The sequence below is a fragment of the Blastococcus sp. CT_GayMR20 genome, assembly GCF_004570345.1.
This window is the reverse complement of record NZ_SPQM01000066.1, coordinates 1-19333: the sequence shown is the minus strand read 5'-3', so window position 1 is coordinate 19333 and position 19333 is coordinate 1. Positions and strand designations below refer to the sequence as shown.

The window sequence follows — 19333 nt, the reverse complement described above, 5'->3', positions numbered from 1 at the left end:
GCTCGGGCGTGCGAATAGCTGTGATTCGATCAAAGTTCACTGTGGGGAGGCCCAACTCAGACGGCGTGGGTTCAGTCCCTGGCTGAGCGACGCATGCTCCACATCTGGGCGGGACGCTCGTATTGCGTGGCGACGTCCCAGTCCACGGCGCCATTGATGACCTCCTTTCGAAAGTTTCCGACCGCTACTCGCGCCAGCTCTGGGTCGGAGGCCACCCGGCCTGCCAGCTCGATGGCTTGAACGTCAACGTTCTGGTCGTCCGGGGCTCGCCAGGCCAGGCCGAGCTCGACGGCCTTGTCGCCATTGATCTCCTCGCCGAACAGTGCCATCGCCGCCGCCGCCTCGCGGCCGATCAGCCGCGACAGAATCACGAAGTGCCCGCCGCCGGGGTGCATTCCGCGCTTGAGGAAGCCGCACAGCAGCCGGGCATCTTTCGCCACAATGCGCAGGTCGGCCGCCAGCAGCATGTTCATGCCGGCGCCCACCGCCGAGCCCCGCACCGCGGCGACCGTCGGGACCTTTACCTGCCCCAGGCGGTAAAAGGAGTCGTAGATCCTTCCCATGCCCTCGTACGCCTCGGGCGCCGCCGGGTCCTTGCCGGCCGAGGTCAGGGTCGCGATGTCTCCGCCGGCGCAGAACGACTTGCCCTCTGCCCGGATCACCAGCGCACCGACCTCCGGCTTGGCGTCCACCTCGTCGAACGTGGCGATGAGCTCCTCGGCCATCGCCGGCGTCAGCGCGTTGCGCCGGTCGGGGGCGTTCAGCGTCACGATCGCAACGCCGCCGTCCACCTCGAGCAGCACTTCCCCGGATCCGGCCACGAGCCCACCTTCCTGCCGAGGGGGCCGGCCCCGACGCCGGCCACCAACCTCTGACCGGCATCAGACCACGCGCTCGCACCGGCCCGCGCACGCGGTCGGGTCTACGCGACGACGGTCGCCGACTCCACCAGCCGGCAGAGCGCGTTCACCCGCCGCAGTTGCTCCGGCGTCCGCACCGGCGCGTCCAGCAGCAGCGGACTCAGCGCCACCACGGCCAGCGCCTGCGCCCGCGACACCGCCACGTTCAGCCGGTTGAGGTCGTAGAGGAACGAGACGCCCCGCGGTGCGTCGTCGGCGCTCGTGCTGGTCATCGAGTAGATGACCACGGGCGCCTCCTGGCCCTGGAACTTGTCGACTGTCCCCACCCGCGCACCGGCGGGCAGCGCCGCTTTGATCAGTGCGACCTGGGCGTTGTACGGCGCCACCACCAGTACCTGCTCCGGACCGATCCGCGCCTCCTCACCGATGTGGTTGCGCCACGTCGAGCCCTGCACCGACTGCCACAGCCGCGCGACCACGTCGGCCTCCTGCTGGCTCTTGTCCGCCGCTGTCCGGATGTGCCGGACCTGGTGCACGCGCAGGCCGCTGCCGGACAGCTCCCCCTCCCCCAGCACCGCGACCCGCTCCCGCCCGGGCGCCGCCTCCAGCCGGCCGTCGTACGCCAGCCCCGACACGAACGCCGTCAGGTCCGGGTGCATCCGGTACGAGCGGTCGAGGAAGACGCCGCGCTCCGGCGGGATGGTTGCGTGACCGTCGAGCAGGTGCTCGAGCGCCGAGGCGCCCGACTCCCCCGGGTGCACCGCGTGGCTCGGCTGGGCCAGCTGCTGCGGATCACCGAGCAGCACCATCGACCGCGCACCCCGCGCCACCGCGACGGCGTTGGCCAGCGAGAACTGCCCCGCCTCGTCGACCACCAGCACATCGACGGCCTGCGCCACGTCTGCCCGGGTCCAGAACCACGCCGTCCCGCCAACCAGGTTCACGTCGCCGTCCAGCAGCTTCTGCGTGACCTCGCCGTTGTCGCTGGACCAGGCCACGTCGTCCGAACCGCAGTGCTGGCTCTCGTCGCACTTCTGCAGCGCCGGCCGCCCGACCGCCTTCAGCAGGTTGCCGATGACCGCGTGCGAGGTCGCCGTTACACCGACCTTGTTGCCGGCGTCCAACATCCTCCTGATCAGCTCGGCCGCCGCGGTTGTCTTACCGCTCCCGGGCGGGCCCTGGATCGCCAGCACCTCGCCCTCCAGCGCCAGACCGAGCCGGACGATCGCGTCGGTCGTCGACTCGCCCTCGCGCAGCTCCGTTCCCGCGGGAACACGGCGCTCGACCAGCGCCTGCCCGAGGCAGTCGCGCCCGGCCAGCACGTCCTCACCCGTCGCCTGGATCGCCTCGCGCAGGCTCTTCGTCCCCAGCGGTCCGCTCGGCGTAAGCCCACGCGGTGTCGGCGCGGCGGCCGTCGTCTTGAGGACCAGCCGACCGGCCGCGGCGTCCAGTTCGAAGACCGTGCCGGCCTGCTTGGCGGTGTCGACGTCGAGCGCGGTGTCGCCGACCGAGAGCTTGGTGTCCTGCACCGGGAACGAATACTCGAACAGCGAACTCCGCTTCTCCTTCCCGCGGTCGACCGGCTCCGACAGCCCACCAAGGGCGGCGCCGTCCTCGATCAGCGCCTCCCGGTCGAGCGTCTTCAGCCGGAAGATGTCCCACCAGGCCGGCTTGTCCTCGCGGCGGTGCCAGCCCACGAGGTCGCCGAGCAGCTGGTGCCCGGCGTCGTGCAGCCGGGCGGCGAGCTCCAGCTCCGCGGCCTCCACGTCGCTGACCAGCTCGGCCGGCTCGTCCGTCTTCAGCTCCGGGCGCGGCTGCGGCCCGTGCAGCGCCTCGAGCTCAGCGCGCTGCTGCTCCAGCCACTGGTGCAGCTCGCGCGTCGAGTCGACGTCCTCCTTGTTGTAGGACTCGATGTCGTCGAGCTTCTGCTGGTCCCGGTCGACCAGCCACTGCTCGTACATGAGAACGCTGCCCAGCCCGCTGGCCACCGCGCCCTTGTGCGACCGGCCGTAGAAGGCCTCGACCTTCTTGATCGAGTACGAGTCCTTGCTGATCCGCATCGACTGCCGGACGACGGGATAGAGGTCGACGAACCGCTCCTCGCGCAGCAGCTGGTCCAGCTCCGCCTCGCGGACGCCGTAGCCGCCGGTCAGCTTCTTGAGCGCGGTCACCTCGTACGGCGCGTAGTGGTAGACGTGCATGCCCGGATCGGTCCGCGCCGCCTCGACGAGCCGGTCGATCAGGTCGGCGACCATCTGCTTCTCCGCCAGGCGGTCGTGCGCCCACAGCGGCGTGAAGCCGCCCGCGGTGTCGCCGAGGCCGGCGAGGTACTCGATGCCCTTCCCATCCTCGAACCAGGGGTCGCCCTCGAAGTCGAGGTAGAGGTCGCCGGGGCTCGGCGGCGGCAGGCGCAGCAGGCCGAGGCCGGACTGCGGGTCGAGCAGCGTCCGCGACGCCTGCCCAGTGGTCCGCTCCTTCAGCTGCTCGGCCGCCTGCTGCTGCAGCCGGACCCGCGCATCGGGGCCGATGCCGGACTCCTTGAGCTGCTCCGGCGTCGCCGCGGCCAACGCCTCCAGCGTCGGAATGCCCACCGCCCGCAGCGCGTCCCGGTGGTCGCCGCGCATGAAGGCGACCAGGCCGAGGTCGTCGTCCCGGCGCAGCTCGGCGTTGCACTTCTCGGCCCAGCGGCACTGCTCGCAGTAGCCGATCGGCGAGGGTCCGGTGGCCGGCGGCTCGGCGACGAACGCCTCCAGCCGTGCCCGGGCACGGCGCGCGTAGGCGGCGACGTCGATCAGCCGCCACGGCCGCGATTCGCCGTCCCCGGTGACGACGTGGATGAACTCGGGCTCGACGCCCTGGAGCAGCGTGAGCCGCTCGGCGTAGGTGGCCATCTGCAGCAGCGCGGCGACCTTCAACTTCCGGGCCAGCTTGGTGTCGGCGATCTCGTACGACCAGTCGCCGAAGTTCGACGGTGTCTCGACGCGGAGCAGGAAGTCGGCCTGCCCGCCCCAGGCGCCGTCGAAGAACGTCCCCTGGTAGACGACGTCGACGCCGCGGCGCATGGCCTCGACGGTCTGCTCCTCGGCACGACGTCGTCCGTCGGCACCGGAGGCCTCCGGGATCTCGACCACCGTCTTCCCGGCCGCCCGCAGCGACGCCAGGTACTTCTTCTCGTGCTCGAGGCCGCGGTCGAAGACGAACTGCAGCTCCTCGGGCGTCTCGACGTCCGGTCGCGCCCACTCCCCCGCGGCCACGCCCAGGTCGAGCCGGGTGAGGTGCGCGCACTCCTGGTGGTGCGTCAGGTCGGTCGGGCTCAGCACCAGCCGCCCGTCGAGCTCCTGCATCCCCGAACCTCCCCATCGCCGCCGTCCGGCAGCTGTCGACCTCAGGCATAGCGGACGCCTCCGACACGAATCGGCGCGGTCGGAGACCTACAGCAGGAGCGTCACCCGGAAGGACGACGGGTCGCCGACTATCCGGCTTCCTGCTCGCGGACCTCGCCGTCCCCACGCCAGCGGAGCGCGCGGCCGGCGAGCCCGCTGGAGAGCTTGCCCGTGACCGACACGGCTCGGCCGAGGGTCTCGTTGCCAAGGCGCCAGGACGCGTCGACGCCCTCGGCTCCGGTCTCGAGCATCCTGTCCCGGAACTCCGAGGCGGCGGACGTCCAGGCCCTCGCCTCCACCGACTCTGCGCCGGACTCGATCCCCAGCCGGCCCTGGAAGTCGGCGACGACGACCGCGACGTGCTCCCTCGCCCGCACGATGGCCGGCGACTGGATGGGATTCAGCAGCACCTTCGCGTTGGCCGTGTCCGCTGCCGCATCCAGGCGGGCCAGCAGGCCCTGGGTGCTCTGCGCGATGGTCTCGAGACGCTTCTGCCGGACAGCCTTCAGCCCGAGGCGGTGCCCGTCGAGATCGTCGGGAGCCACCTCCAGCACCCGGTCGAGCTCGATCACGGCGATCGCGTCCTGCAGCTGGAAGCAGCGAGCCAGGACGGCGAGCCAGTCCTGGACCTTGGACTCGGCCTTCTTGGCCGTCTCGGCGAGGTCACCGACCTTGGTCGTGCCCGCGAGCTTCTCGGCGAGCGCGTCGAGCTGACGCAGCGCGTAGGCCTGGGTGCGCGCGATCGTCGCCGACGAGCCCTGCACCTTCGACCACGTGACCTCGTTGACCCGGCCCCCGTGCTCGCGCAGTGTCATCGCCTCGTCGATGTCGAAGCCCACGCCGATCATGTCCGCCAGGACGGCGTCCTCCTGGGCGCGGAGCACGTCGTCGAGCTTCGCGTCGATCGCAGCGAGGTAGTCGGTGATCTCCTCCATGGTCTGCTGCATGGCGAGCTGCGCCATGATGCCCGCAGCACCGGAGAGAACCGTCGGGTTCTTGGACAACCGGGATGCGGAGTCCTTCGCGAGCTCGACGAGTCCGCCAATCCGTCCCTTGTCCTCGCCCTGCGTCACCACACCCGTGCTGAGCCCTGACGTGGAGCTCTTCTTCAACCCGAGGCTGTCGACCAACTGCTTGGACTCCTTGGTCAGCTGCACCCAGCGACCCGACATCGCCTTGATCTCGGGATACGCCTGGGCGACCTGGGCGCCGGTCCTGAAGACGGCTGCGAGACGAGGCAGGTCGAGATCCTTCGACGCCAGCCGCTCGGCGGCGAGGAAGAGTTCGACGGCAGTCGGATTTCCGATCACCGCCAGGCCGTCGCCGTCACTGATCAGCTGGATCTCGTTGTCCATCGTCGACTCCTCGAGGGCGCGCACGGTACGACCAGCGAAGGAGGCGCATCGGGGCCCCTCGCAGATGTCGGCCAGGCAGTCACTGGCTGCTTGCGCGTTCTCCGACATCCTGCGCGAGCGGAACACCGCGGCGCCGCAACCTGCCCAGAGTCGTCACGCCAGCTCGGCGCACGTGCCTCAAGAGCCCCAGCGGCCCGCCGCGGTCGCATCCTCGGAGATGGCGGAGGTCGGACCACGAGGCCGGCCGGCGCGTCGGGCCAGAGGGCACGTCGGTCCGACCCGCTCGCTCCGACGCCTCAGCGTCGACCGATCAGCACCGTGATCGGCACCTCCTCTACCAGGGGCTGACCCCGGGACGCATCGAGCGATCGCCGGACGCCGTCCTCGAACTGGGGGCGACGCTTCGCCGGGACCATGGACTCGGACATCGCCGAGTACAGGTGCCCGATCACGTAGTCGGCGTCCACAGTGGACTCGTACCGATCGACGTGCAGCGAAACGTCGGCGAAACCAGCCCGCCGGAGTTGTTCTTCGCGCTGCTGCCGGGTGGCGTCATCGGTTCCGCACGACCCCGAGGCCGGCTGACCGGTCCATGACTCCAGAAAGGCCCGCAGACTCCGGGCCCAGTCGGTCTCTCCGAGCCAGAGGGGCACGCCGTGCGCGATCACGGCGACGCCGCCACCGGGCCGCAGGAGACGGTGACAGGCTCGGAAGACCTCCGGCGCGTCCATCCAGTGCAGCGCGTTCGCGACCGTGACGAGACCGCACGCCCCTTTCCCGAGGGGCATCGTCAACGCAGGAAGATCGTGGTCCGATGCGAGAAGAGTCAGCACGTTGCTGACCTGTTCTGCCGTCGTGCGTCGGCGGAGCAGCACCGCCATGGCCGGCTCGGGCTCCATCGCCACGACGGTGCCGACGCGCGCAGCCAGCGGGACCGCGACCTGACCGGTGCCCGCGCCCAGATCGATCGCGAGGGCGTCCGGGCCCACCCCCAGCCGGTCGACGAGGTCGTCGAGCACGCCGTCCGGGACGTCGCGGCGGAACCGCACGTAGTGCTCGGCGGTCGAGCCCGCGAAATCACTCGGCATGATCTCGATGCTGTCGCCACCGGGAGCGGTCCGCACGCCTGTCCGCTACGAGCGCACAGGCGCCCCTTGGGACCGCCCTGGGACGTCGTGTCGGGTCCGGCAGCGCCGCCCGATCCGGCGGTTCGGCGCGCGTCCGGAGGTAGGTCCACCTATGTTACTGAGGCGTAGGTCACAGGTCCCCCAGGACGGGCAGGTCAATGCTCTGCACCGCGTACGAGTTGAACCGGCGGGCCGGCGCGCCCGTCGTCGCCGCCTCGCAGCTGACCGCGCGGGCGTTGCAGGCGCTGCCAGGCCCGCTGGTACGCGCGCCGGGTCTCCGGCATGTCCGCGCCGCCTGCGACATCGTCGCGCACGCGCGACCGACCCATGACCGCCCGGCGTTCGGCATCGAGTCCGTGACCGTCGACGGCACGACAGTCGCCGTCCGCGAGCGCCCCACGATGAAGACGCCGTTCGCCACCCTCTTGCACTTCGAGAAGCCCTCGGTCGCCGGCCAGCCCCGCGTGCTCGTCGTCGGCCCGATGTCCGGGCACTTCACGACGCTGATCCGGCCGGCGATCCGCACGCTGCTGTCCGACCACGACGTGCACGTCATCGACTGGCACAACGCGCGCGACATCCCGGTCGAGCACGGTGCCTTTGGGCTGGACGAGTACATCGAGCACGTCATGGGAGCGATCCGGTACCTCGGTCCGGACACCCACGTCGTCGCCGTCTGCCAGCCCGCCGTGCCGGTGCTCGCTGCCGTCGCGTTGCTCGCCGCCGAGGACGACCCCGCCCAGCCAGCCAGCGTCACGCTCATGGCCGGGCCCATCGACACCCGTGTGAACCCCAACCGGGTCAACACCGCGGCGGCGACCAGGCCGCTCTCCTGGTTCGAGAGACGGGTCGTCGACACGGTTCCCCGCGGCCACGCCGGCGCCGGTCGGCGGGTCTACCCGGGCGTCGTCCAGCTGACCGCCTTCATGTCGATGAACCCCAAGCGGCACCTGTCGGCCCACGCGCAGCTCTACCGGGACCTGGTCGCCGGCAACACGGAGCGCGCGGCCGCCACACGCGCCTTCTACGACGAGTACGGCGCCGTCATGGACGTGCCCGCTGAGTTCTACCTCGAGACGGTCGGTCGCATCTTCCAGGAGCACCAGCTCCCGACCGGCCGCCTCACCTGGCGCGGGCAGCGGGTGGATCCGGGCGCGATCACCCGGACCGCCCTGCTCACCGTCGAGGGCGAGAACGACGACATCTGCTCGCCCGGGCAGACGGTCGCCGCCCACGAGCTGTGCACCGGGATCCCGGCGGAGCACAAGCAGCACCACCTGCAGGCCGGGGTCGGGCACTACGGCGTGTTCAGCGGTTCCCGCTGGGAGGCGGGGGTCTACCCCGTCGTCCGTCGGTTCATCGGGAGTGCCTCCGAGCGGCTGGCGTCTTCCGCCTGAGCGGGCATCAGACCCCGAGGTGAGCCAGCGCCTGCAGCAGCAGCGTGCTCTGCCCGTTCTCGAACTCGGCGAGGACGACGGGGTCGCGGGCCTCGATCGGTGAGAACCATGTCAGCTCGAGCGCGTCCTGCTGGGGTGCGCAGTCGCCCTCGACCGGGACGACGTAGGCCAGCGACACCGCGTGCTGCCGCGGGTCGTGGAACGGCGTCACGCCGGGGGTCGGGAAGTACTCGGCGATGGTGAACGGCTGGGGCGCGGGCGGGATCTGCGGCAGCGCGAGCGGGCCGAGATCCTTCTCGATGTGCCGCAGCAGGGCCGCCCTAACGCGCTCGTGGTAGAGCACCCGCCCCGAGACCAGCGCCCGCTTGATCTGCCCGTCCTCACCGGCCCGCAGCAGCAGCCCGACGGCGACGACCGTGCCCTCCTCGTCGACCCGCACCGGCACCACGTCGACGTACACGATGGGCAGCCGCTCGCGCGCGGCGTCCATCTCCTCGCGGGAGAGCAAGCCGCCGCCGGTAGCCGTGTTCAGCTCGGTCATGGTGACTGTCTAACCGATGCCGTCGCCGACGCGCCCGTCCGGTGCCCCGGAGGACGCCTTGCCAGGGGCATGTTCACACCGACCGCTACCACGGGCACCGCACCCATCCGAGGCGACGAAGCCCCCCATCGCGACATCAGCCGTTCGTCGGCGCAACCTCGGAGAGGAACACAAGGAAACTCGCGACCACGAGAGCACCCCAAGCCCAAACCTCTGCCGACCTGAGGCCATCTGCCGTCGGACGCTGCTTCCACAGAGGTTGCGCAGGCGTCGATGGCGGCGAAGCGGCTGCCACTGCCTGCTGAAGGGTGCCGAAGAAGGCGAGAACGGATGCAGCGAGCAACACGGGAGAGTCCTAACAACTAGTCGCAGGTTGAGCGAAAACGGTGCCGTCGAAGATCATCGACAGGGCCAGAGCCGGTATTCAGTCGTCCTTCGTGCGTCACACGAAATGGGAGACGCTTGCTCTCTGGCGCCGGCTCGCGTAGGTCAGACCGAGGTGGGGACCCGGTCGGTCGGGCGACGGCGGACGGTGCGGACGGTCCGGACGGCGGCGTTGCGGGCCAGCTCGCGGATCGGGCCGGTGTCCCACAGCTGCCGTGACGGCTCCTCGACGGTGGTCGGATCGGCGGGCGCCTCGGTCCTCGGCTTGACCAGCTCGGCGAGCGCGGCCCGGCGGCGCGCCAGGAGCGCCTCCTTCTGCCGGTCGACGCGCTCCTTCTCGGCCATCACCAGCAGCTCTTCCTTGGCGATCGCCACCGTCTTCCGCGACTCCTGCGCGAGTTCCTCGATCTCCACGTCACCGGAGTCGCGCAGCGCAGCCATGCGGTCGTAGGCGCTGGGCGGGCTGAAGTTGAGCAGCAGCTTCATGAGCACCGGCAGGATCTCCACGCTCATGAAGAGCAGCGCGAGCATGAACTGCGCCGCGGCGAGGGTGCCGTTGCGGTCGCCGAGCCGGTCCAGCGCCTCCAGGCGCATCAGCAGCCCGCCGGAGCCCTCGTTGGTGGCGTCGAACGCGGCCTGCAGCCGGTCCTGTTCTGCCGTCAGCCGGGTCAGCTCGGCCCGGTCGGTGTCCAGCGACGAGGCGGCGAGCGAAGCGCTCCGCGACTCGGCGGACGACGCCGCAGCAACCGCGTCGTCCAGGGCCGACCGAGCGGACAGCACGATCGCCGCCTGGGCGTCGGCCGCCTGCCGCGCCTCGATGTAGGCCTGACCGGTCCCGGCGTCGCCGGTGCCGCACGAGCCGTCGAGCTCGCACTGCGCCTTGGCCTCCAGCGCGCGGGCGGTGGCGATCTCGGCGTCCAGCACGGCCTGCTTCGCCGTCACGTCGGCGCGCACCACCGCGAGGCCGGCGTCCGCCACTCCCCCGCTGGCGACGACGGCCTCCGCGGTCGCGATCCGCTCCTCCAGCTCCGGAAGGTGTGCGAACCGTGCGTCGTCCGCGAGCGAGGCCCGGTAGGCGTCGCCCTGCTCGGCCTGCATGGTGACGATCTCGGTGTCGATCTCCTTGGAGAACACCTGCATCGTCAGCGGTGTCGCGATGACGATGCCGAGCACGAGCGCCAGCCCGACCCGGGGGACGGCGAGGACCAGGTTCCGCTTCAGCGACGAGTCGTGGGCCATGCCGACGAGCAGCATCCGGTCGAGGTTGACGACGACGAGGCCCCAGCCCAGGCCGACGAGCAGCGCCAGCGGCCACCACGCGCCCAGGGCCATGTGCACCGCGAAGGCCATCGACACCACCGCGAGCCCGCCCGTGCTCAGCAGCACGCCGCCGAGCGCCACGAACTTGGCTCGGGCACCGGGCGCCGCGGCCAGCACGTCGGGACGCGCCCCGGCGAGCACCGCCAGGCCGTTGCCGATCCGTCCTCGTCGTCGGAACCTCATGCAGAAACCACCCCCGGCGACGGCGGTCGCGGATGACCGTCGCCTCCCCTTCCCTATCGGCAGGTCAGGGGCGGTCCGGGGACCCCGCGACCGTGATCGGCGTCGCGCGGACCGCTCCTGACCCGGGCATGGGAGGCTTGGGGCAGCTGACCGACGGCGACGCGTCCCTAGCGGGCTCGCCGTCCTGGCCGCCGTCCTTCCGATCTCGGGGTTCTGCGGGCCGGCCGGTGCTCGTGCACGGCTAACCGAACGGACGGAAATTCATGGCCCTGATCGCCTGCCCGCAATGCAACAGCGAGGACATCACCGGAACGCCCCAGGCGGACAGCCGGCTCCTGATCACCTGCGCCGACTGCGGCCACGAGTGGCTGCGCGGCGAGGCGCGCCGCGACCCGGGCCGCCCGGCGGTGCAGACCATCGACTCCCTGCACGCCTCGTTCCCGACTCCTCTGGACGTGCGTTTCGACGTGCGCGAGCGGGTGTCGACACTCATCGCCGACTACACGCCCAGCCACCGCGGCACCGACCCCGAGGTCGCCGAGTACCGCGCGAAGTACCAGGACCTGTTCTCCCGCGAGGGCCTGCCCAGCGCCTCCCCCGACGACCTGCTGGACTTCGCCCTCACTGACACGATCGGCAGCCCCGGCAACATGTCGGGGCTGAACCGGGCGTGGAAGACCCAGGGCGCGGACAAGGCGGCAGCGAAGGTCCGCGAGTCGATCGCGTACCTCCTCCACGGCCCCGAGAGCCTGCGCCTGGAGGACCGGCTCACCCAGCTGATCGAGGGCAAGAAGGGCGTCGGATTCCCGTCGTTCAACAAGGAGCCGCTGCTCACCAAGGTGCTGTGCGTCGTCCAGCCCGAGCGCTTCCTGCCGGTGCTCAAGTACTCCGCGCCCACCGACGGCAAGAAGGAGATCGCCAAGCTGGTCTTCGAGCTCGACCTCCCGGCCGCCGAGAAGGTGGCCTGGACGATCGGGCGCCTCATCGTGTGGAGCAACGACCTGCTGCGCTCGCTGGTCGGCAACGACATCCCCGACCTGCAGCACGCGGCGCAGTTCCTGAACTGGGCGAAGACCCGGCCGGTCCTCTCCCGGAGCTGAGCCGGACGCTGCTCCCCCTCGTTCGGGGCGTCCTTCCCGGCCGCCATCGCCACGCGCGGATCGCACCGGGGAGGATGCGTCGTGACCCTTTTCGAGTTCACGGACGCGCGCACGCTTGAGGACGTCCCGAGCACGACCTTCGCCGCCCAGAAGATCCTCGAGCGCGCGGACCTGCAGCGAGCGCTGCGCGAGCGCATCGACGTGCTGGGTGACGACCTCCTCGTGGTGTCCGAGGAGTTCGGGGACTTCGACGTCAAGCGACGCATCGATCTCCTGTGCGTGGACCGGTCCGCACAACTCGTCGTCGTCGAGCTGAAGCGCACCGAGGACGGCGGACACCTCGAGCTCCAGGCGATTCGCTACGCCGCCATGGTCTCGGCGATGACCTTCGAGCAGTTGGCAGGCACGTTCGAGCGACACCTTCGGCTCACGGGCTCGGCTGACGCCGACCGCGCCCGGGAGGTGCTCTCCGAGTGGTTGGAGGAGGTCGGTGGGGAGGACGCCGTCCTCGAGCGACGAGTCCGGATCATCCTCGTGTCCGGTGGATTCGACACGCAGATCACGACGACGGTGCTCTGGCTGAACGACCTCTACGGGCTGGACATCACGTGTGTGCGACTCACGCCCTACCGGGTGGCCGACCGGCTCGTGCTGGACGTCCAGCAGGTCATCCCGCTGCCTGAGGCAGCCGAGCTGACCGTCAAGCTGCGGCACCGCGAGGCGGCCGCGCGTGCGGCGGCCTCGGCGGACGGCAAGGACCGCACCCAGTACGCGATCGAGACGCCGGGCGGAACGAGCGAGTTCCTTCCCAAGCGCCGTGCTGTCCTCGAACTGGTGCAGCGACTCGCCGCAGCGGGTGTGCCGGCCGCGACGATGGCCGGAGTGATCCGCAGGGCGAAGTTCCTCGGAGTGGACGGCGAGCTGACGGGTGAGGAACTGCGCGTCGCATTCACAACGCGCTATCAGCGCGCCGAAGGCAATCTCCGCCGGTGGTTCCTCGACCAGCCCGTCCACGACGCAGGTCGCACGTGGGTGCTGTCGAAGATGTGGGGAGTCGACTTCCTCGACGTGATGGAGGAACTCGTCGCGCTGGCCCCAGACAGCGGGATCAGGTACTTCGCCGCCGGCTGAGCTCTAGCGCGGGACGGGCGGGAGCCACCCGGAGGCGAGCTTGGCGTAGACGGCCTGCAGGGCGGCCAGCGGCGACATGTGCTGGTCGTACTGCAGCCGGCTGACCTCGGCGAGCACGCCGTCCCAGTGCCCGGAGGGCGCGGCCTGGCGCAGCTTCGCCCGCGCCTCGGCCAGCTCCGCCGTCACGCCGACCGGCTGCATCGGCTGACGCGGGGTCGGCACGCTGGCGACTGGTTCGACGGGGTCCACGCCGCGCAATGTAGTGGCTCCACCGTTCCCGGCCGCGCAGGCTGACGCACGAGTCTTCCTCCTGGGACGATGGCCGTACGCGCGCGGGAGGGAGATCGGTGGACGACGCCGAGCTGGTCATCCCGAGCGTCGGCCCCGACCCCATCCCGTTCGACACCGCCCGCGCCGCCGTCCTCGGATACGCCCGCGGCCGCCGGCCGCTGCACTTCCGGGCACCCAACGCGCGCACCGGCCGGTGGGTGGAGATCCCCGCGTTCGGCTACGAGCGGTTCGACTGCCGGCCGCGCTCCGACGGGCCGCTCGGCGAGCCCGACATCCTCACCGCCGAGGGCCTGCACGGCCGGCTCGATCCGGGCCCCTGGGCCGCGATGAAGGCGGTCCTCGAGGACGTCGGCCCGCTCGCCGACGCCGCCACCGAGCGGTCGGCCGGGCGGGCGCTGCAGGACCTGCCGGACGACGAGTTCTCCGTGCTGGCCGAGCCGGGCACCGTCGGCGCGACGCTCCGGCAGATCTGGCAGCTCGCCTCCGACACCCCCGACGTCTCGCCGAAGCACGTCGCCGCCGCGCTGCACCACCGCCGTCCCGACCTGTTCCCGCTGCTCGTCCGCACCACCCGGTGGCAGCTGCTCCCCCACGTCCGCGAGGGCGACAGCGGCCCCGAGGCGGTGATCCACCGGGAGCTGCGGGCGAACGCCGGGGCGTTCGCGGCGCTGGAGTCGGCGGTGTCCCCTCTCGCGCTCACCGCACTGCGGCTGCACGACGTCCTTCTCTGGTTGAGCGCCAGCCTCCGGCTGACGCACGCCGTCGAGCTGGGTCGCGCGGTCTGACCGGAACGCGCCCCGACCCCTTTCCGTCGGCGGACGGAGGCGAGGAGAGTGGCTCCCGCGGCGATGCCGCCGGGGCGTCGCCGATCTCGCAGAGGAGTGGTGGCATGTACGCCCGATCAACCACCGTGCGCGGCAACCCGCAGTCCCTCGACGACGCGATCGCCTACCTCCGCGACGAGGTGATGCCGGCCGTCCAGCGGATGGACGGCTGCATCGGCATGTCGATGATGTGCGACCGCGACACCGGCCGCTGCATCGCCACGACCGCCTGGGAGACCGAGGAGGCGATGCACGACAGCGAAGGCGGCCTGCACGACATGCGGCAGCGCTACGCGCAGATGCTCGGCGGCACCCCCGAGGTGCAGGAGTGGGAGATCACGCTCCTCCACCGCGTCCACCACGCACCGGACGGCGCCACCTGCCGCGTGCTCTGGAGCCGCGGCGACCCCGGCGACGCGGAGCGGGTGATGGACGCCGTCCGCATGACCCTGCTCTCGCGCATGGAGGACCTGCCCGGGTTCTGCAGCGTCAGCATGCTGATGAACCGGGAGGACGGACGCGCCGTGATGGCGGTCGTCTACGAGAGCCGGGCGGCGATGGACCGGGCGACCGAGCAGGCCCGGCCGCTGCGCGACGAGTACAACCGCCTCACCGGCTGGGAGTTCACCGAGATCGCCGAGTTCGACCTCGCGCTGGCCCACCTGCGGGTGCCGGAGACCGTCTGACCGTCAGCCGGACGGCGTCCAGCCGGGGTCGCGGCCGGTCTGCCCGAGCAGCCGGTCGAACCTCGGCGCGTCGTCCGGCACCGGCACGACGGGCCCGAACAGCCCCTCGGGGTCCTGTGACGGATCGCTGCGGTCGCCCACCATCTCCAGGCACGCCTCCACGGCCGCCTGGTCGGGGCGGTACTGCTGACCGGTGGCGACCGCGAGGTCCCAGCCGTGCACGGTCACCTCGTTGAGCGCGACCACGGCCGCGACCGGGCCGGGCAGGTCGACTCCCCCCGCCGCGGTCATGCCCTCCCACGCCGCCGGGTCCTTCCACGCGGCCGCGAGCGCGTCGAGGTGCTCGGGCAGCCGCGTGCGCCAGTCGGCCGGTAGGTGGGCGGCGTCGACCTGCGGGGGACCGTCCACCGGTGTCTTCTCCGCCGCCATCTTGAACGCGAACGCGAGCCCGACCAGGTGCTCGAGCAGGGCCGCCACCGACATGTCGGGGCACGGGGTCGGGCCGGTCAGCTGGTCGTCGCGCACGCCCGCGGCCACGCGGGCAACCTCGGCGGTCTGCGGTGACAGGTCAACGTTCATCGTCTGCATACGCGTACGACTCGTCGTCGGCGGCGTACTCATCGGCGTCCGAGGCGCCGCCGTCCATACCCAGCCCCACGAGCACGATGCCCACGATCAGGAAGCCGATCTGGGCCGAGAGGAAGATCAGCCCGAGCGCGGCGATCTGCGCGCCCGACCAGAACACCAGCAGGACGCCGAGGGCCGCGGTCGCCGTCCACGCGCGCGGCGAGTGCCGGACCAGCATCACGGCCACGATCGCCGGCAGCAGCCCGAACAGCACGATCAGCGCGACGCCGGGGATGAGGTAGTCGGCGACCGGCAGCCAGCCGGGCAGCCGCTCGACGGTCATGCCCAGCCGCCCGCCCGTCGGGTCGGTCACGAACGCGAGCCCGCCGGCCAGCCCGCCGAGGGCCAGCACACCGAGGAGAGCGACGGCGATCATCCGCACAGGTCTCACACCGCGTCATCCTGACCGCCCGAGCGCCGTCCCGACAGGGGGTGTCAGCCTGAAGGGGTGACCGACCCCCACGACCTGCAGCGATTCCTCGACGCCCAGGCGCAGACCTACGAGCAGGCCCTCGGCGAGCTGCGTGCCGGGCAGAAGCGCACGCACTGGATGTGGTTCGTCTTCCCGCAGGTCGCCGGCCTCGGCCGCAGCGGCATGGCGCAGCGCTTCGCCATCTCCGGACTGCCCGAGGCTCGCGCCTACCTCGGCCACCCGACCCTCGGACGGCGGCTGGCCGAGTGCGCCCGGGCCCTCACCGACCTGGACACCGCCGACCCCGTCGAGGTGTTCGGGCCGGTCGACGCGATGAAGCTGCAGTCGTCGATGACCCTGTTCGCCCAGGCCGCACCCGACGAGCCGGTCTTCCGCGAGGTGCTCGACCACTACTTCGGCGGCGCGCTCGACGAGGGGACGACGAGCCGCCTCTGAATCTCAGCTCGCGGGGAACCAGGCCCCGAGCTGGACGAGCAGGCCCAGGTCGTCGCGGCAGGCCCAGTGCTCGGCCAGCTTGCCGTCCTCGACCCGGAAGAGGTGCTGGAACTCCCAGGCGACCTCGATACCCGTGGCCGGGACGCCGCGCAGCAGCGGCATCGTCGAGGCGATGTGCCGGCCGCGCAGCGTGGAGTGCACGGCCGCCATGTCGCCGTCCACCAGCACCCGGTGTTCCTCGACGACGAACTCGCCCAGGTCGTGGCGGAGCGTGGCGAAGGTGGCACGCCACGCGTCACGCCCCCGCGTGCCCGTCGCGTGGTTGACGAAGTCGGCGGCGACGAGGTCCTCCCACAGGCCGTCGTCCTTGGCCGCGAACCGCTCGCCGAACTCGGTGACCACCCGCCGCGTCTGCTGGGTTCGCTCGTCGGGCATCGGGACCGTCCCTCCGGTTCCTCGGGCTGACTCGGGAAGATTGCCCGAATTCTCGGGACATCTGTACCTACTGGGCGGGACGCGCCTCTTCCTAGCGTGAGCCATCCGCTTCTGCCGAGCCCCCGAGGTGCCTCCATGACCGCCGCGGTCCTCTCCCGCCCCACCACGACGATCGTCCCGACCGCCCGGGTGTCGACCGAGACGCTCCCCCGCCGCACCGCCGCGATCGCCTACGAGGAGACGCTGCACCGGATGGTCCGCCGCGAGTTCCGGCTGCTCGCCGAGCTCGCCGGCTGGGCCGCCGCGGACGACGCCGCCCGCGCCACCGAGCTCACCAGGCACGCCGACCTGATCGCCCGCGTGCTCCTGCAGCACCACGCCACCGAGCGCACCCTGCTCTGGCCGGCGCTCTTCCGCCACGTCCCAGCCGGCGAGCAGGACGCCGTCCGCGAGGTCGTCGCCGAGTGGACCAGCCGCGCCGCACTGCTGGACCACAGCCTGCGCGACCTCTCCACCGTCGCGCGCCAGTGGGCGGTCGCCACGACGATCCCCGCCCGCAACGCCTTCGTCCGCGCGCTGGTCCGGCTCGCCGACACCGTCCAGACGCACACCGCCGACGAGGAGGCGAACCTCCACCCGCTGCTCGCCCGCTACCTGCCCGACGACGAGTGGACGGCGGTCAGCCGCGCCTGCCGCAGTGCGCTCTCGGGCCGCGAGCAGATGCTGGTGCTGGGTCTGGCCCTGGAGGACGCCTGCGCCATCGACCGCGCCCGCCTGCTGGCCGGCCTCCCCTCCACCGTCCGCACCGCCTGGCGGGTCGTCGGACGGCGCAACTTCCGCGCCGCCGTCGTCCGGCTGCGCGGCGCCCCGCCCGCCGCCTGAGCTCGGCTACCTTCCTGCCGGTGAGCGGGTTCGCGGAGCAGCTGCGTCGCTTCCGCGAGCGGTCCGCGCTCAGCCAGGAGGAGCTCGCGGCGCGCGCCGGGCTGACCGGCAAGGCGGTCGGTGCCCTGGAGCGCGGCGAGCGGCGGCGGCCCTATCCGCACACGGTCCGCGCCCTCGCCGACGCCCTCGGGCTGGACGACGCCGAGGGGGACCTGCTGACCGCCGCCTCGCGGCCGGCCGAGGCAGCCCCGGTGCCGTTCCTCCCCGCGCCCGCCACGCCACTGATCGGGCGGGACGCCGACCGCGAGGAGATCGCCGGCCTCCTGCGGTCGGGCACCACGCGGCTGCTCACGCTCACCGGGCCGGGCGGGGTCGGCAAGACCAGCCTCGCGCTCGAGGTCGCCCGCACGATGGCACCCGACTTCGTCGACGGCGTGGCGGTGGCCGAGCTGGCCCCGCTGCGCGACCCGGACCTGGTGCTGCCCACGATCGGCCGGGCCGTCGGCGCGCAGCAGCTCTCCCCTCCCCTGCTCGACGGCCTGTCCTCCTTCCTCGGCGACCGGCGGCAGCTCGTCGTCCTCGACAACGTCGAGCACGTCCTCGACGCCGCGCCCGACGTCGCGGAGCTGCTAGCCCGTTGCCCCGGGCTGGTCGTGCTGGCGACCAGCCGCGCGGCGCTGCGGGTGCGCGCGGAGCAGGAGCGACCGCTCGACCCGCTGCCCCTGCCGGGCGGATCCGGCACCGCGGCCGTCGCCGCCTCCCCTGCGGCGCAGGTGTTCCTCGACCGGGCCCGCGCCGCGGGGCGCGCCGTCTCGCTCACCGACACCACCGCCGCCGACGTCGCCGCGATCTGCCGGCGGCTCGACGGCCTGCCGCTCGCCCTCGAACTGGCCGCCGCCCACGCCCGGTTCCTCTCCCCCGCGGCGCTGCTCGACCGCCTCGACTCCGCGGTCAGCTCCCCGGGGGCCCGCGACCTGCCACCCCGCCAGCGGACGATCCGGGCGACCCTCGACTGGAGCCACGACCTGCTCACCGCCGACGAGCAGCGGCTGCTCCGCCGGCTCGCGGTCTTCGCCGGCGGCTTCTCGCTGGGCGCCGTCCAGGGGGTGACGGGCGACGACGCCCTCGCCGCGCTGAGCGGCCTCGTCGAGCAGTCGCTGGTCATCCCGGAGGAGGACGACCGCTACCGGATGCTCGAGCCGATCCGCCAGTACGCGGCCGGCCGGCTCGAGGAGTCCGGCGAGGCCCTGTCCGTCGCGGACCGGGCGGCGGACTTCTTCGTCCACCTGGCGTCCACGGCGCGGGAGGGCCTGCGCACTGCCGACCAGGCGGAGTGGCTCGACCGGCTGCAGCGCGACCACGACAACCTGAGCGCGACCCTGCGCCGGCTGCTCGAGCGCGGCGACCCCGGCCGGGCCGCGGTACTGGCCGCCGACACCTGGCCGTACTGGGCGCTGCGCGGGCACGTCGTCGAGGGCATCGCGTGGATGGAGCGGGTGTCCCCGGCCGACCTCCCACCGGTCGAGGTCGCCGCGCTGCACGCGACCCTGGCGGGACTGCGCTTCGCGGCGGGCGACGTCCCCGGCACGGCCGACGGGGCCCGCATCGCCGCGGATGCGGCCCGGTCGGCCGGGGACGTCGACCTGCTCACCCAGGCGCTCGTGCTGTCGGCGTCGGCCACGGTGTTCCTGGGCGCCGTCGGCGAGGCGGAGGCGGCCCTGGCCGAGATCGCCGCGCTGGCCGCCGGCGGCTGGGTGCGCGCCCACGCCGCCATGGCGGAGGCCCAGCTCCGGTTCGCGACCGGCGACCTCCCGGCGAGTGCGGCCATGCTGGACGAGGCGGAGCGGCTGGCCCGTGACCTCGGCAGCCCGTTCACCCTCGCGACCCTGCTGAACATGCAGGCCACCGTGGCGCTGGCCGCGGACGACGACACCGCCGC

Annotated in this window: 18 protein-coding genes; 8 read left to right on the top strand and 10 right to left on the bottom strand. The window is 72.2% G+C overall.

Going from position 1 to position 19333, the window contains the following annotated elements; genetic code table 11:
- Positions 1–71: 71 nt before the first annotated feature.
- From E4P40_RS15535 to E4P40_RS15520, 4 genes are all read right to left on the bottom strand, one after another.
- On the bottom strand, positions 72–821 hold the full coding sequence (locus E4P40_RS15535; RefSeq protein ID WP_135159445.1) for an enoyl-CoA hydratase/isomerase family protein: 750 nt from the start codon (positions 819–821) through the stop codon (positions 72–74).
- 101 nt (positions 822–922) lie between these two features.
- Complete coding sequence (locus tag E4P40_RS15530; RefSeq protein WP_135159444.1) at positions 923–4204, bottom strand: TM0106 family RecB-like putative nuclease; 3282 nt, start codon at positions 4202–4204, stop codon at positions 923–925.
- A gap of 128 nt (positions 4205–4332) precedes the next feature.
- Positions 4333–5598, bottom strand: a complete 1266-nt coding sequence (locus tag E4P40_RS15525) for a hypothetical protein (protein ID WP_135159443.1) — start codon at positions 5596–5598, stop codon at positions 4333–4335.
- Between the two features lie 296 nt (positions 5599–5894).
- Complete coding sequence (locus E4P40_RS15520; RefSeq protein ID WP_167762255.1) at positions 5895–6617, bottom strand: class I SAM-dependent methyltransferase; 723 nt, start codon at positions 6615–6617, stop codon at positions 5895–5897.
- A gap of 266 nt (positions 6618–6883) precedes the next feature.
- Between E4P40_RS15520 and phaZ the strand changes: the two genes are divergently transcribed.
- The gene (gene phaZ / locus E4P40_RS15515; protein WP_135159441.1) at positions 6884–8122 is read left to right on the top strand and encodes a polyhydroxyalkanoate depolymerase; all 1239 of its coding nucleotides are present in this window, start codon (positions 6884–6886) and stop codon (positions 8120–8122) included.
- Positions 8123–8129: 7 nt separating this feature from the next.
- On the opposite strand, the gene E4P40_RS15510 is transcribed toward phaZ, so the two are convergent.
- Positions 8130–8663: a DUF4916 domain-containing protein gene (locus tag E4P40_RS15510; RefSeq protein ID WP_135159440.1), complete on the bottom strand. Its 534-nt coding sequence runs from the start codon at positions 8661–8663 to the stop codon at positions 8130–8132.
- A gap of 489 nt (positions 8664–9152) precedes the next feature.
- Positions 9153–10550, bottom strand: coding sequence for a DUF4407 domain-containing protein (locus tag E4P40_RS15505; RefSeq protein ID WP_135159439.1), 1398 nt, complete (start codon positions 10548–10550; stop codon positions 9153–9155).
- Between the two features lie 263 nt (positions 10551–10813).
- On the opposite strand from E4P40_RS15505, the gene E4P40_RS15500 reads away from it, so the two are divergent.
- Together E4P40_RS15500 and E4P40_RS15495 are read left to right on the top strand one after the other, a co-directional pair.
- A complete protein-coding gene (locus tag E4P40_RS15500) occupies positions 10814–11650 on the top strand; it encodes a hypothetical protein (protein ID WP_135159438.1) in 837 nt (278 codons plus the stop codon).
- An 81-nt stretch (positions 11651–11731) separates the two neighbouring features.
- A complete protein-coding gene (locus E4P40_RS15495) occupies positions 11732–12781 on the top strand; it encodes a hypothetical protein (RefSeq protein WP_135159437.1) in 1050 nt (349 codons plus the stop codon).
- A 3-nt stretch (positions 12782–12784) separates the two neighbouring features.
- Here E4P40_RS15495 and E4P40_RS15490 read toward each other — a convergent pair whose 3' ends face one another.
- Positions 12785–13030, bottom strand: coding sequence for a hypothetical protein (locus E4P40_RS15490; protein ID WP_135159436.1), 246 nt, complete (start codon positions 13028–13030; stop codon positions 12785–12787).
- A gap of 98 nt (positions 13031–13128) precedes the next feature.
- On the opposite strand from E4P40_RS15490, the gene E4P40_RS15485 reads away from it, so the two are divergent.
- Together E4P40_RS15485 and E4P40_RS15480 are read left to right on the top strand one after the other, a co-directional pair.
- Positions 13129–13857 carry a hypothetical protein gene (locus E4P40_RS15485; protein WP_135159435.1) on the top strand — a complete coding sequence of 243 codons (729 nt, stop codon included), beginning with the start codon at positions 13129–13131 and terminating at the stop codon, positions 13855–13857.
- A 104-nt stretch (positions 13858–13961) separates the two neighbouring features.
- The gene (locus tag E4P40_RS15480; protein ID WP_135159434.1) at positions 13962–14582 is read left to right on the top strand and encodes an antibiotic biosynthesis monooxygenase; all 621 of its coding nucleotides are present in this window, start codon (positions 13962–13964) and stop codon (positions 14580–14582) included.
- A gap of 3 nt (positions 14583–14585) precedes the next feature.
- On the opposite strand, the gene E4P40_RS15475 is transcribed toward E4P40_RS15480, so the two are convergent.
- Together E4P40_RS15475 and E4P40_RS15470 are read right to left on the bottom strand one after the other, a co-directional pair.
- Positions 14586–15161 (bottom strand): TIGR03086 family metal-binding protein, encoded by a 576-nt coding sequence (locus E4P40_RS15475; RefSeq protein ID WP_135159433.1) that lies wholly within the window; start codon positions 15159–15161, stop codon positions 14586–14588.
- Positions 15151–15600: a hypothetical protein gene (locus E4P40_RS15470; RefSeq protein ID WP_135159432.1), complete on the bottom strand. Its 450-nt coding sequence runs from the start codon at positions 15598–15600 to the stop codon at positions 15151–15153. The genes E4P40_RS15475 and E4P40_RS15470 overlap by 11 nt, the downstream gene beginning before the upstream one ends.
- 57 nt (positions 15601–15657) lie before the next feature.
- Here E4P40_RS15470 and E4P40_RS15465 point away from each other — a divergent pair, with 57 nt between their 5' ends.
- Positions 15658–16077 (top strand): DUF1810 domain-containing protein, encoded by a 420-nt coding sequence (locus tag E4P40_RS15465; RefSeq protein ID WP_135159431.1) that lies wholly within the window; start codon positions 15658–15660, stop codon positions 16075–16077.
- Between the two features lie 3 nt (positions 16078–16080).
- Here the strand turns inward: E4P40_RS15465 and E4P40_RS15460 are convergent, their stop codons facing one another.
- Complete coding sequence (locus E4P40_RS15460) at positions 16081–16512, bottom strand: ester cyclase (RefSeq protein WP_167762254.1); 432 nt, start codon at positions 16510–16512, stop codon at positions 16081–16083.
- Between the two features lie 135 nt (positions 16513–16647).
- Between E4P40_RS15460 and E4P40_RS15455 the strand changes: the two genes are divergently transcribed.
- On the top strand, positions 16648–17394 hold the full coding sequence (locus E4P40_RS15455; RefSeq protein WP_135159429.1) for a hemerythrin domain-containing protein: 747 nt from the start codon (positions 16648–16650) through the stop codon (positions 17392–17394).
- A 20-nt stretch (positions 17395–17414) separates the two neighbouring features.
- The coding region (locus E4P40_RS15450) for a helix-turn-helix domain-containing protein (RefSeq protein ID WP_167762253.1) at positions 17415–19333 on the top strand (1919 nt) is incomplete at its 3' end.

Coding starts and splice junctions, on each gene's coding strand:
- E4P40_RS15530 (WP_135159444.1), bottom strand. CDS start 4,204: ATGCAGGAGCTCGACGGGCGGCTGGTGCTGAGCCCGACCGACCTGACG.
- E4P40_RS15525 (WP_135159443.1), bottom strand. CDS start 5,598: ATGGACAACGAGATCCAGCTGATCAGTGACGGCGACGGCCTGGCGGTG.
- phaZ (WP_135159441.1), top strand. CDS start 6,884: ATGCTCTGCACCGCGTACGAGTTGAACCGGCGGGCCGGCGCGCCCGTC.
- E4P40_RS15510 (WP_135159440.1), bottom strand. CDS start 8,663: ATGACCGAGCTGAACACGGCTACCGGCGGCGGCTTGCTCTCCCGCGAG.
- E4P40_RS15505 (WP_135159439.1), bottom strand. CDS start 10,550: ATGAGGTTCCGACGACGAGGACGGATCGGCAACGGCCTGGCGGTGCTC.
- E4P40_RS15500 (WP_135159438.1), top strand. CDS start 10,814: ATGGCCCTGATCGCCTGCCCGCAATGCAACAGCGAGGACATCACCGGA.
- E4P40_RS15480 (WP_135159434.1), top strand. CDS start 13,962: ATGTACGCCCGATCAACCACCGTGCGCGGCAACCCGCAGTCCCTCGAC.
- E4P40_RS15475 (WP_135159433.1), bottom strand. CDS start 15,161: ATGAACGTTGACCTGTCACCGCAGACCGCCGAGGTTGCCCGCGTGGCC.
- E4P40_RS15460 (WP_167762254.1), bottom strand. CDS start 16,512: ATGCCCGACGAGCGAACCCAGCAGACGCGGCGGGTGGTCACCGAGTTC.
- E4P40_RS15455 (WP_135159429.1), top strand. CDS start 16,648: ATGACCGCCGCGGTCCTCTCCCGCCCCACCACGACGATCGTCCCGACC.